Annotated in this window: 7 protein-coding genes; 3 read left to right on the plus strand and 4 right to left on the minus strand. The window is 60.1% G+C overall.

The window, feature by feature from the left end; all coding sequences use genetic code 11:
* Positions 1-527 precede the first annotated feature (527 nt).
* Positions 528-6,029: a hypothetical protein gene (locus tag HY788_10050; GenBank protein ID MBI4774504.1), complete on the plus strand. Its 5,502-nt coding sequence runs from the start codon at positions 528-530 to the stop codon at positions 6,027-6,029.
* Positions 6,030-6,164: 135 nt separating this feature from the next.
* On the opposite strand, the gene HY788_10055 is transcribed toward HY788_10050, so the two are convergent.
* Positions 6,165-7,145: a transposase gene (locus tag HY788_10055; GenBank protein ID MBI4774505.1), complete on the minus strand. Its 981-nt coding sequence runs from the start codon at positions 7,143-7,145 to the stop codon at positions 6,165-6,167.
* Between the two features lie 231 nt (positions 7,146-7,376).
* Here HY788_10055 and HY788_10060 point away from each other — a divergent pair, with 231 nt between their 5' ends.
* Together HY788_10060 and HY788_10065 are read left to right on the plus strand one after the other, a co-directional pair.
* Positions 7,377-9,734 (plus strand): DEAD/DEAH box helicase, encoded by a 2,358-nt coding sequence (locus HY788_10060; protein ID MBI4774506.1) that lies wholly within the window; start codon positions 7,377-7,379, stop codon positions 9,732-9,734.
* Positions 9,731-10,768, plus strand: a complete 1,038-nt coding sequence (locus HY788_10065; protein MBI4774507.1) for a hypothetical protein — start codon at positions 9,731-9,733, stop codon at positions 10,766-10,768. Before HY788_10060 ends, HY788_10065 begins: the two co-directional genes overlap by 4 nt.
* A gap of 224 nt (positions 10,769-10,992) precedes the next feature.
* On the opposite strand, the gene HY788_10070 is transcribed toward HY788_10065, so the two are convergent.
* From HY788_10070 to HY788_10080, 3 genes are all read right to left on the minus strand, one after another.
* The gene (locus tag HY788_10070) at positions 10,993-11,439 is read right to left on the minus strand and encodes a hypothetical protein (GenBank protein ID MBI4774508.1); all 447 of its coding nucleotides are present in this window, start codon (positions 11,437-11,439) and stop codon (positions 10,993-10,995) included.
* 131 nt (positions 11,440-11,570) lie between these two features.
* Positions 11,571-12,002, minus strand: coding sequence for a DUF86 domain-containing protein (locus tag HY788_10075; GenBank protein ID MBI4774509.1), 432 nt, complete (start codon positions 12,000-12,002; stop codon positions 11,571-11,573).
* A gap of 18 nt (positions 12,003-12,020) precedes the next feature.
* Positions 12,021-12,440, minus strand: coding sequence for a nucleotidyltransferase domain-containing protein (locus HY788_10080; protein MBI4774510.1), 420 nt, complete (start codon positions 12,438-12,440; stop codon positions 12,021-12,023).
* Positions 12,441-12,697: the final 257 nt, after the last annotated feature.

A 12,697-nucleotide genomic window follows, 5' to 3' on the forward strand; every position in this document is an offset into this window, starting at 1 on the left:
GCAAAGGGAAAGTACTTGTCCTTGTCCGAGGGTCTTTCCAAGCGGTCACCCTCTTCTTTCTCCCATGCATTAACCCGCCATCCCCTTGATGTTGGTTGAGAAAAGAATCCGACTGGAAATCTACTCCCCCCTCGATGCGTCAAATTCCATTTGACAGCCGAAAGCAGAGGGTGATACATTTTTTATTAATAGAATAATTTCCTATTCTTCTTTGTTTCATTTTTCTCAGTTCTATTTCTTCCTCCTTATTTCTCTTTCCAGAGTTTCTGTTTCTTCTTGCTTATTCCTCGACACCCACCTGGGTGCGGAACCGAGACGGTCGGGTTGACAAGACATACGTTAACGGGCGGAAAAACGCGGGTCGGACGCCCTACCCCCATCCCCGAAGGGACAGCGAGGGACCCGAGGCAGGTCGAGTCGCGTGAATGGCGGGGAAGCCGGAACCCTCCGGCGACAGGCTGCAGGGGTAGCGACCGCTTACGTTGGTTCGAGTTCGTCGTCCTCAACAGAAACCAGCAGGAGGGAGCATGAGCACGTTGCAGGTAACGATTGCGCCTCGGCCCGCCGTCGAGGTACCCGCCGGCGCCGGCCCGATCTTCGTCGATGCCGTGTACAGCCGCAAGATCGAGGGCAGAGCCGGTTCGGGCGTTTCCGACCTGCCCGGCACGATCCAGGAGACTTTGCGGCTTAACCTGGGAGCCAACCTCGAGGGCTCCTTTACGCTCCCCGAGGTGGCCCCGGGGTCGCCCGTCGAGTTGTGCTTCCTTGGCCCAAACGGCTCGGTACGCCTCAAGAAATCGGCGCAGCCGGGAGACTCCGAGCGGCTCGCGGTGGATCTCGACAAGGCCGAGGTCATTGCCGTCACCACACCCGATCCGCAGCCGGAACCGTCGACGCCTCGACTCGATCGCCGCGCCTATTTCGTCCCGGTGAGCGACGTTCGAGTGCCGTTCGAGGCATCGACGCTGCAGGTTGCGCCGATCACGGTTTCCGGCGGCGGCTGGGAGATGCTTGGCCTTGACCAACTCTTCAAAGCCGATTCGCCGGCCACCTCCTCGATGCAGTTTCCGGTGGAGAGCTGGAGCGGGGCCGGGGCGATTGCCCTGACCTCGGTCCATCTCGGGATCGACGGGCAGTTCGCTTTCTCGGTCGTGAAGGGGGCGGGAGACGCATGGCTTTGGTGGCTCACGGGGCCGCTCCCGGCCATCGGCGTGGTGATTGACGACCTTGCAGCGGTCCGGGCAGTCCGCATCGGCGTGGTGCTGCCTCCGTTCGCCGGAGCCGCCCCTTCGGCCGAGGAGCCGGGCCGCGTACCCCGCGACGTGACGGAGTCGGAGCTCGCCGCCAATCCCGAGATGTATACCGAGGATCCCGGCGAGTTCTGCAAGCCGTTCAAGAACCCCGAGCGCGTGCTGGGCGAGCGAAGCTTTTTTGTCATTCTGCGTGCCGAGCAGCCGGTCATCAGCGCCCAAGCCTCGGTCGTGGTCGATCCGATTCCGACGCTGGCGTATGAGGCAAAGGCGGCGACAGCGAGCTTCAGCGCGGCCGGCGCACGCGACACCACGGGCGCGGCGCGTACGCCGGCAGGCTCGGTCGTTTCCGACACCGCCGACGTTTCCTTCTTCCGCCACGCCCTTCCGACCCCCTACATCGACATGCTGCTGCGCTTCCATCGCGGACGGACGGGGATGGACGCCGCCCATCCCGTCCAGTGGGAAAGCGATGCGAGCCGATACCAGGCGACGACGGTCGCTCGGGGTCACATCCTTGAATACCGGATGCGGTGGCGGTCGAACGGGTACTCGCTCGGCACCGTGGCCAAATCGCTCACCCTCGCGCCACGGCAGACGAAGCGCATCCAGAAGATCGAATGGCAGCGTTCCGAGATCAGCCGTCGCACGGAGACTACGCAGCTCACCGATCGCGTATCCGATGCCGTCCTCCAATCACGAGACTATGACGATGCCGTCCAAGCCAATCTCTCCGAATGGTCGCGCGGCCGGTCGGAGTCGTCGATGTCTGCCGCGGCCGGCGGCTTCGGCTTCGCCGGCGGCGGCTTCGTTATCGGCGGTGGCGGCGGAGGCAGCAACGCCGAGAGTTCGTCGTCCCAGGAGGGCGGACGCCGCACGGCCGCTAACGAGCAGCAGCGGCTCCGCGATTCGATCCGCCGCTACGGCGATGCGCTGCGAAAGCTCGAGAGCATGGTCGTCAGCGAGGTAACCCAGGAAGAGACGACGACCGGCACGACCGAGCTCGTCCGAAACCGGAACTACGGGCACTCGCTGACGGTCATCTATTACCAGATCTTGCGGCATCTCAAGATCGAGACGGACATCGCCGGCGTTCGCGAATGCCTCTTCGTGCCCTTCGCCATTCGGCCTTTTACGATCCCGCGAGCCTATCGCTGGCGTGATCTCATCAGCATGGGTCTGCGAGATCGGCGCCAGGCGGCGGCGATCGAATACCTCAAGGACGTGGTCACCAATTTCGCAAGCTCCGACGTGCCGCCGGGCAGGCGTTCCGATCAGCCGATCCGGTACGTCTTCGGCTCGCTCTTTGTGCAGCTCGCCATCGACCGTCCGAAGGACAAGGAAGATGGCAGCTTTGATCCGATCACCTGGGTGGTCCTGCACCCGTTCCTCGGCTCGCCTGCGCTCTCGGTCTACTCGAAGCTAAAAGCGCTGAGCGAGGCTCTGCGCGACGCGGCTTTCCAGAGAGACGAGGCGCCGACCATCGCCGCGAGTTGGATCAACACGTTGAAGATCCAAGTCGGCGGAGTCGCCGTCCCTCTGCCGGCCGACTTCACCCTCGCGACGCGCTACCAGTTCAACCGCGTCGTCCGAGTCGACTTCACCATCCCGATCCCCGCCGGCCTCACGCCGGTCACGCGCGAGCTGATGTCGTCGATCCGCATCACGGCGACGAAGGACCTGCCTCCGGGCTCAATCGCCAATTTACAGAGTCTCACCTTCACTTACGAGACCGATCAGTTCAAATATACGATCAGCGCCAGCCAGGGCGCTGGCGACCTTGTGGTCGTCGAGACCGGGGTGCGCGACACGGCGGGCGCGACGGTCGCGACGATCCCCGACGCGTGGGAGCGCCGTGATGTTCGCGCCGAGATGACGGCCGCAGTGCAGAACCTCGTAGAGCACCTCAACGAGCACGTTGAGTACTACCACAAGCTCATTTGGTGGTATATGGACCGCGACAGGCTCTTCATGCTGATCGACGGTTTCTTTGCGCCCGGCGCCAACGGTGTCAGCATCGCCTCGGTGGTGGAGCGCGACCCGATCGCGATCATCGGCAATGCCGTGGTCTTCCGCGTCTCGGCCGGCTCCTTCCTCGGGTTAGGCAACCTCAAGACGCCCGCCGACCTTTTCAACTACTACGTCTCGCGCGATGCGATCTCCGAGCCAATGCTCATGAGTCTGCCGACCGATGGGCTCTACGCGCAGACGCTGATGGACGAGTGCACGGCGCTCGAGGAACACTTCGGCAACACCGACTGGGTCTTTAACGACCCCGACCCCGAACTCGGCACCATCGCGCCCGAGCTCCTAGCGAGCCGCCGCGCCGAGCCGGTGAGCACCACGCCGACGCCCTTCCCTCAAACCATCATCAACCTCCAGAACGCGCCGGAGATGCCGGCCCCGAGCGGCCTCGCCGGCGCCCTCGCAGCGGTCCAAAACGCCAACGCTTTCCGCGACATGGCGGGGCTTGCGGGCACACAAGCGAACGCCGCCGCCGGCTTCCAGGCTGCGGCGTCCCTCGCCTCGAGCTTCGGCGCTCAGGCTGCCGCCCTGAAGCTCGCCGAAGGCGCCAAGGACGCGCACACGACGCAAGCCGCCGATCAAAAGCTCGCCACTGTACAGCGCGCCGTGGACAAGAACCTCGTACCACAGGTCGACGCTCAGCAACACGCCTCGCGCATCCTCGAGGGGCTTCATTCCCCGACCCCTGTGGCGCCGCACCAGGATCCCGTCCTCTCTCGCGCCGTCTTCGCCGCATCAGGGCAACCCGGAAGCACGATCGAGGCCACGACCGCCGACGGGACGCTGCGCGTCGCACTCGGCGGAACCTCATCCGGCGCGCCCGGCGCCAGCGCCCCGACGGCGCCCCCGCCGGCGTCGATCCCCCCGGGCGCGGGGGCCCGCCAGGACGGCATCGACATCTACCAAGGCAACAACATGCCGACCATGGAGGCGATGAAGCAGGCGGGGATCCGTTTCGTCATCCACAAGTCCTCGGAGCGCACGAAGGGCGGCGGGATGATCGACGACGTCGAGTTCAAGACGCGCTGGGAGGCGACCGGCGCCGCCGGCGTCATCCGCGGCTCTTACCACTACTACCGCCATCTCAACGGGGCGGGCGGCGATGTGCCGGCCGCCCGGGTCGTCGCTCAGGTCGGGCGGCTGGTTCCGGGCGATCTCGCGCCGTCCCTCGATTTTGAGAACGACGCCGTGTCCACCGGGAGCGCAGAGCCGACCGCGCCCGCTTGGCGCACCGAGATCGAGGCTTTCCTGGACGCGATCGAGACGAAGCTGGGGCGGACGCCTCTCATCTACACAAGCGTCTCGGCCTGGGACGGCCACATCACCAACAACGCGAATTTCCAGGCCGTTGACTTCGCCCGCTTCAAGGACTATCCGCTGTGGGTGAAGCACTATTTCGGGCCGCGTTTCGTCACGGTTCCGGACCCGGCTAACCCGGGAGCAACGATCCAACTTGACCTCGACACGCCGCCGGCCCCACTCACGGCGTCTTTCCGCCGGGCTGCCGCCGACCGGGCGGATGACCAGTACCGGCAGCGCCAGACGCTGCAGCCCGCGATCCCGCTACCTTGGACCGATTTCGCCATCCTTCAGTATAGCCCTTACACGCCCGGCGTGCTCCTCAACAACCGGCCCTTTAATGAGATGTCCGTCGACGTAGACGTGTCTCAGGGCGGACTCCACTCCCTGCGCGGCCTCGCCGACCTCGGGCGAACCTCCCCCCACATGGTCGGCAACCTACCCTGCATCGCCTACACCGAGGCCGACGGGAAGCTCTACCTCCTCGAATTCGTCAGCGGGGTCTGGCGCAGCATCGATGTCCTCCCGAGTGCCCCCACCGCGCCGCTCGCCGCAGGCGACCCCGCCGCGATCGGCCTCGGCAACGAGCAGGTCATCGTCTACCGCGGCCAGGACTCCCGCATCTACGCCCTCAGCCGCTCTCTCACCGATTCGAGCGGCAACTGGACCGTCGCCGACATCACCGGCAGCGCGGCGGTAGGCGATCCCTTCGTAGCTGCCAGCGGCGGCGACCTACACGTCTTGTATTGGGACCGCTTCGACAACCATGCGCATCTCTCCCGGACCGCCGGCGCCTGGCACGCCGAGCGGCTCGCGGTTGGGGTAGCGGCAGGGGCCGCCGTTGCCTACGAGCACGGTAACGCGCTGCACGCCGTTTCGCGCGCCGGCGGTGACGGACACCTCTTCGACCTGAACCCCGCCATGGTTGACCTCACGGCCACCGCGCGTGACGCGCAGAATCAGCCGCCCCCTGTTGCGACCTACCGCCCGGCCGCTTACACCCCCGCCGGCCAGGCGACCCGCATCGTGTTCCGCGCACTGCGAGGGCCGATCTGGCAGATCGAGCGGGACACGCTCCGGGCCCGGAACCTCTCCGCTCTCGCGGTGAAGGCGACGGGCGACGGCGCCGGGACACCGGGCGCCCCCAACGCCGCCGGTAGCCCGACTGCGGTCGCGACCGACACCCAGCGGGTCTTCTACCGCGCGGTCGACGGCGCCATCATCGAGATCTTCGACGACGCAGGCACGGTGAAATGGCGCGAGGTTTGCGCCTCGGCCGCCGCCGACCCCACTGCTTTCGTGACCCCGACCGGACCCCAGGTCACCTTCCGCGGCCAGGACGGCTCCATCCGCCTCTCCCGCCTGGAGAATGACGCCTGGGTCTGCGAGCATGCCACTAGGACGATGTCGCCCTCGCCCTCGGGCGGCGGCTTGACGCCGGGGATCCCGGTGTAGATCGCCACCGCCGGCGGCAGGCCTCGACCGCCATCGATAGGGGCAATGGCCTTACCTCCGGGCCGAGCCGGCATGGCTCGACCCGGAGGCTAGAGTTGGGGGGATGGTCTGTGGAAAAGGAAGAAAAGGAAGGGGTCAGGTCTTCTCTTGGCTCTTGCCCAACAGATTCCTGAGTTTATCAACCCGTTTTCGCACGTCTGGGTCTCTCGATATTTGGACGTTCATTCTTTCAATTACACTACTCACGGAACTGTATTTGTGCATGTCAAACTCTTTCCCTATCTCGTTCAAGCCGGCTCCCCTCAGCCGCCTCATCAGGTAAATGGCCATGTTTCTTGGCTCGTTGAAAACACCTCTCTTTGAAACCATCAACCGGTTCTCGTCCACCTGGTAGAACGCGCACACCACTTGCTTGATTCGCTCGGGTTCGGGGGCCAGGTCCCGCGACTGGGAAACTTCATCATGGGTCTTCCCCGGGAAGAACCGTTCCTTGATTTGACCGATAAAACCTTCCGAGCCCAGAATCGAGGGCCACTTCTTCTGATTAAATACACCGAGTAGGGTCGCCTGGTCTTCCAAACGCATAAAATTCCGGTACGCCTCCAACCTGCCCCGCGGCCGGGCTGAAAGCATCGACAGGACATACGCCTTGTGGAGCCAGCTCCATCCCTTGGCGCGCGAGAGATATCCCCTGTGGCTGCTCCACTTGTATGCTTCCAATCGATCAACCAATTCGGCCCTCAACGGATTCCGGTGAATATAGCGGACCAGTTGCAGCAGGTAGCTGTCGGCGTCCAAAAGAATCGATTTGTATCGGCCCCGAAACAGCGGTCCGTCAAACTGGTGGAGACGATTGAATCGCTGCGTGTACACCCCGTCGATGTGCCTCATGCAGCGGGATATGTTGGCTTCAGGCGTCTGCACGAGCAGGTGATAATGGGTGGGCATGAGGCAATAGGCGGCAACTCGCAAATTCCACAGTTCAGAGGCTTCCTTGAGGAGGGAAGTAAACGCTGCATAATCCGGCCGGCCCGTAAAAACGGGCTCGCCTCTTCTCCCCCGGTTCATCACGTGATGCCAGGCGCCGGGATATTCGATTCGCAGCGGTCGTGACATGTTGCAAATCCTACGATGAATGCGCAGTAAGAGTCAAGAGTAGATTTGACCCCTTATTAACGGTTGCGCATCGGACGGATTTGCGATAACTATGGAAATTCCGGGACGGTGGATGCGTGCGGAAGATTCCCCAAGCGCAATGGTGGACGGATACAACTTTGGTATGGATTGTTGCAGCCGGACTGCAACTCCCGGTAGCCCCGAACTTCACAGATACAAGGACCACCGGCCGTGGGAGTGGATCGAGAGCAAAAGAGAAAACGGAAACGCGAAGAAAAGCGAAAGGTCCGCCGCCGAGAGCTGGATCGCATCGCTCGCAGGGGAAAAGAGCAGGACCTTGACTTCCTTGCATATCAAGATCTAATGGCCGGAAATCATCGATCGGCCTTGGCTCTATCCATCAAGCGACTCAAAATGGAGACACCCAGCCCATACGCGTGGGAAATCGCGGTCATGTGCGCCCGCAAGTTGGGCGAAACATCCACGCTCTTTACGCTGTTGCGACAAGCCTGGGAACAGGGGCGGCTGGTTACAAAGCTGGACTGCCTTCAGCTGGGAGAACTGGCTTTCCAAAACAAGTCATACGCCCTCGCGCAAGAAGTATTCCGGCAACTGGAAGTGAAATCCACGCCGTTATTGGGCCAACTTCCCAAGGCTGCAAGAAAACAGGTGGCGGAGTATCTACGGTTATGTCGCCTGCTGCTCCTGGAATTCTCTCCAAAATCCGCTGTGGGAAGTTCGAGCGCAAGTTCCGCCCATCGGGGGGACGATTCTGAAGCCGCCCTTACCGCAGCCCCCGTAGGGAACTCTCAAGGCGAGGAAGAAACAAGGCAGACCAAGGAAACGGAGGGCGAAGGACAGCCCGAGCTCCAGGTGGCCTTTGAAACGGATGGAGAGCCGGTTCTGGCGGCCGTCCGTAACCATGAAATCGCCGACCGCGCCGCCCTGGATCTGGCCATGAGGGCCTATAAGCTCTCGTTTCTCGCCTCCTATGACCAGATCCTCAGCCTTGCTTCTTTGCGAAACGTTCAGTCCTTCTGGTACCAGGAGGAAACGGCCCGAAAGGTCATGAAGGCGTTTCGAGGCCGCGCCATCCTGGCGGACGAGGTGGGTCTGGGCAAGACCATTGAAGCCGGACTTGTGTTGAAAGAATACCTGGCGCGGGGTTTAGTCCGCTCAGTCCTCATTCTTGCCCCCAGTTCCCTGGTGGATCAATGGGATGAGGAACTTCGGGGGAAGTTCGACCTTCGGTTCACCACTTCCAACCATCCTCTTGCCCGTCAGGATCCCGAAAGGTTCTGGCGAGAAGACCTGATTCTTTGCTCCATCCAGACAGCCCGGACCAACCGACATTTCGACCCGGTCACGTCCCGCTCCTACGACCTCGTGATCGTGGACGAAGCGCACCACCTGAAGAACAGGACCACGCTGAATTGGAAGCTTGTGAACGCTATACAGAAAAACTTCCTGCTTCTGCTCACAGCCACGCCGGTACAAAACAAGCTGGAAGAACTGTACAACCTCGTCACCCTTCTGAAGCCCGGTCATTTAAGAACGCTCAGAGCCTTCAAGGAGGAATTCGTTAGCCGCGGTAATCCCACGGATCCGCGCAACAGGGAAAAGTTACGGGACCTCTTGAAGGAGGTCATGATCCGCAATACGCGTTCCGTCACGCAGTTGCGCCTGCCTCCCCGCTTCGCGTACACCACGAGCCTCTCCCCCTCTCGGAAGGAGGTGTCCTTCTATCAAGGGATCAGCTCCTTTGTGGCGGAACATGCGAATCTTCGCTCCGTGGACCTTCCGAAGTTGACGCTGCGCAAGCTTCTGGAAGCGGCTGGTTCTTCGCCGAAAGCGGCGATCAAGATGCTCGAGAGAATCGCGGAGCGCACAACGGATGGCTCAAAGCGCCGGGTGAACGAATTGCTCGATCTTGGAAGGAACATCGGCACGGGGATCAAGACTCAAAAGGTGATCGATCTCATTCACGCCTCCTCCCAGCAGAAGATTGTGTTTGTGAACTACCTTTCAACACTGGAGCACCTACACCACGCGTTTCTCGAAAGGGACATCGCCCACGTCGTGTTTCATAGTAGTTTGACCGCGGGTCAAAAACAGAGCGTCATGGAGCAGTTCCGAAACGGCGCGCCGGTTCTTTTATCCACGGGTGCAGGCGGGGAGGGGCATAACCTGCAGTTCTGCCAGGTAATGGTAAACTACGATCTCCCCTGGAACCCCATGCAGATCGAGCAGCGCATCGGCCGCATCCATCGGATCGGTCAGGAAAAGGAGGTGCATGTGTACAACTTCTGTGCCTTGGGGAGCATAGAAGACCATATCCTCGAGGTGCTCGACAGGAAGATCAACATGTTCGAGCTTGTGGTTGGAGAGATCGACATGATTCTGGGCCGCCTCCAGGGAGAACAGGAGTTCAGCGATCTCGTTTACGAAATCTGGGTGCAACACACCGACGAAACGGAGCGGCGAATCGCTTTCGGGGCCCTGGCATCCCGCTTGAAGCGGGCCAAGACAGCCTATGAAAAGAGTAAGGACCTCGACGAAAAGCTCTTTCAACAGGATTTTGGGGTATGACGGCGGACCCGGAGTTGCTCGGCTTTGCGGCCGAGGTGATTCAGAAGCACGGCGGCGATGTGGAGCAGCGATCCGACCACGTTTTCGCTTTGCTCTCGCCCGATCTTTGTAGCGTTCTACAACTTCCTGAAGAAGTTCAACTCGGTGACGGGGGGGAACCGCTTCTCTACGGAGGAACTTTACTGGATCGGCTGATCGACCTGGCCACCGGCAGGGTTCCCCTGGTGTATGCGCGACTCGAGGCGCCCTATTTGAAGAAAGAGGGCTTTGAGAACCTGCTCGGGAAGGACATTGGGTTTGCGGCGGGCCGAGCCTCCGTGGGCGTCCGGGCCGAAGCGAGGACCACATACATGGTTCTTGCCTGCCACTATGTAGCCCTCAGCGATGAACGCAAGGAAGGGCTGGTCCGGGTCACCGTTCACGAAAACACCGGCTCCATCATTGCCGGCCTGGAACAAGAATGGGCCGGTTTTCAGCCGCAGTTTTTCGCTCCGGGAAGTATTCCGCCTCACTTCCCCATCGACCTCACTCTCGCGGTATCGGCGGCCCTGAAGGAAGCTCGGGTTGCCACCGACCAAGAGCTCTCCAGCTTTTTCTCCAGCATGCGTTGGCGGTTGGCGCGCGATGTCAGAAACACCCGCGAGTATTACGAAGCCCTTGGAAACGAAATGGCGGCCGGCCTTTCCAATCCCAACCTGGGCGAGACCCAGCGGCTGGACAGGGAGGCCAAGCTGAGAGGGCTTCCCGACGAAATGGCGCAAAAAACGAGGGACTTGGAGCGCAAGTACAGGATTCGTGTAGTAGTGACCGCCCGGGCAGCCATGCGGTTACTTGTTCCCGTGGCCCAGATCATGGTCCATCTTCAGCTAAGCAGCCTCAAGCGTTCTCTCAAGCTCATCTGGAACCCTGTGACGCGCCGGCTGGATCCTTTGGTGTGCGAGAACTGCCGTGAAAGCATGCGCACGGTCCATCCTTCCGAAAAAGACGGCCGCATCGAGTTGTTGTGTTTCTCCTGCAGAAAGAAGCAGCGATGAGGGTAGAGCCCGGACTATAAAGCTGATTTTCCCTTCTTGTCGAGACTTTCCACAGGCGCCTCGCCGCACACGGGTCTCCGATGCTCTTCACCTCAAGGCATGCGCGCTAATCCATCCCGCGGATGAGGGCGTCTTGTATGGACCGTACCTCTGGTAGAGCGACCGGTCAGGATACCCATGGCATCCCTCGTGCCGTTGCTTTCTCCGCCTTTTGAACCGATGCGTCAAGACTCAAGAGCAGATTTGAACCCTTTTTCAAGAAACTGATTCAGCCACTCGACCAGCAGATGATGCGCGCTATCCCTCTTTTCGATGTTCATATCCGGATACGGCTGTTCCACATTCCACGTCGCATTGCCGATGTCATTGAAATACAAAGTGCTTAGCAGGAACCGTTCCTTCGGATCGTCAGATTGTACTTTTGAAAAGGTGATTTTGCCGAACGGCTTTCCGGTCTTTGCCAGGTGAACGCCGAGGGCCGCTTCAAACCGGGCATCCAAATAGCTGAATATCAAATGGCCGGCCTCTGCATCTTCCACCGTTACACCCAGTTCATGCTCGGATGCGATCACGTCTTTGAGGTTGGACAAAAGCGCGGCGAAGACCCTCTTATACTCCTTGTAGTTGTCATTTAATGATATGAGCCGTTGCTTCTTTTTGTAGTCCACCATGACATACGTCCGCTCTTGACTCTTGTTCAGGAGATTCGTGAGCTTTTAAACCTGCTTCCGGACATTCCGGCCTTTCGATATTTCGATGTTCGTTCTTTCAACCAAGCTGATTGAGGGGCTCTATTCGCGTGTCAAACCCTCTGCCAATCTTCTGAAAAGTCTATAATTTCTTTAGCGAATCGTCTGAAATCCGCCAAGTGGTCTCTCAGGATTCCTACGACGATTTCGGGGTCGATGCGAGTGTAGTCGTGCACAACAATGTTCCGGAACTTGGCCATCTTGACCATGGATTCATGGACAGGCCCGGTGATAACTTGATTCTCGGACAATACGGCAAACAAATCCTTGTTGTCCCTGGGTTCCCTGTAGCCCAGCCGTGAAACGAGGTGGGCCGCTATGTCTAGGCAGCATTCGCAGGCGAGTTGGAGCGTTCGCTCCACAAAACGCTGGTCCTTCTTATTCGTCCGGTAGTCTTCCAGAGAAATCGTTTCGAATTCCTCGAGATCCACCAGATATTCTTTCAAAAACCGAAGTTTGGATTCGATCACGTCCGTTTCTATCATCTGCGTCACCTGCCGTGTTCAGCACCCATAGAATGCTTTTAAAGCCTTCCGGTCGTCTTTCAGGTAGTATTGAAAATCGAAATACTCCTTCCTCTTCTGAAGGCGAAAGGCGGTTTCTTCTTCCGGATCCGCTGCATACAGCCTGCGGCCGGTGGTCATGACCTGATGGATCATTTTCAGCGACGCCGTGTTCAACACCACCACATCCACCGGACGGCCCAGAAGATCCTCAAGCGCGTCGGCGATCTTCAGCCTGAGGTCGAACATCTCCACCGGCGTAAGACCTCTGTCCACCCTTACCGTAACATCCACATCGCTATGCACACGTTCGAATCCCGTGGCCACGGATCCGAACACATAGGCGGACCGGACCGCCAAGTGGCGGCGCATCAGTCGCGGCACGTCCTGATTCAGTGTTTGCTCGATGGCGGATTTCATTTTGAGTGATTCCACGGTCCGACACTAGAAGTCAGATGATTACGCAGAAGGGGCAGATGTCTTGAAAAGCGCCTCTCAAAATCCGCAGAAGTAGCCCCCGCTGGCCGTGTATCCGTTCTGTTTCGAAATGTCATAACCATAGTAGAAATCAACTGATGCAGTGGACATAGTCTTGGTTTAGGGTATATCTATCACCTCCTGCAGGCGATTCCAAAGAGGTTTGATTTGCTTTCTGATGGCACTTGAGTTCATTCCTT

The sequence above is a fragment of the Deltaproteobacteria bacterium genome (assembly GCA_016208165.1).
In the GTDB taxonomy this organism is placed as follows: domain Bacteria; phylum Desulfobacterota; class Desulfarculia; order JACQYL01; family JACQYL01; genus JACQYL01.

Bases quoted from the DNA above. Each gene is read 5' to 3' on its own strand.
- HY788_10050 (MBI4774504.1), top strand. From the start codon at position 528: ATGAGCACGTTGCAGGTAACGATTGCGCCTCGGCCCGCCGTCGAGGTA.
- HY788_10070 (MBI4774508.1), bottom strand. From the start codon at position 11,439: ATGGTGGACTACAAAAAGAAGCAACGGCTCATATCATTAAATGACAAC.
- HY788_10075 (MBI4774509.1), bottom strand. From the start codon at position 12,002: ATGATAGAAACGGACGTGATCGAATCCAAACTTCGGTTTTTGAAAGAA.
- HY788_10080 (MBI4774510.1), bottom strand. From the start codon at position 12,440: ATGAAATCCGCCATCGAGCAAACACTGAATCAGGACGTGCCGCGACTG.
- HY788_10055 (MBI4774505.1), bottom strand. From the start codon at position 7,145: ATGTCACGACCGCTGCGAATCGAATATCCCGGCGCCTGGCATCACGTG.
- HY788_10065 (MBI4774507.1), top strand. From the start codon at position 9,731: ATGACGGCGGACCCGGAGTTGCTCGGCTTTGCGGCCGAGGTGATTCAG.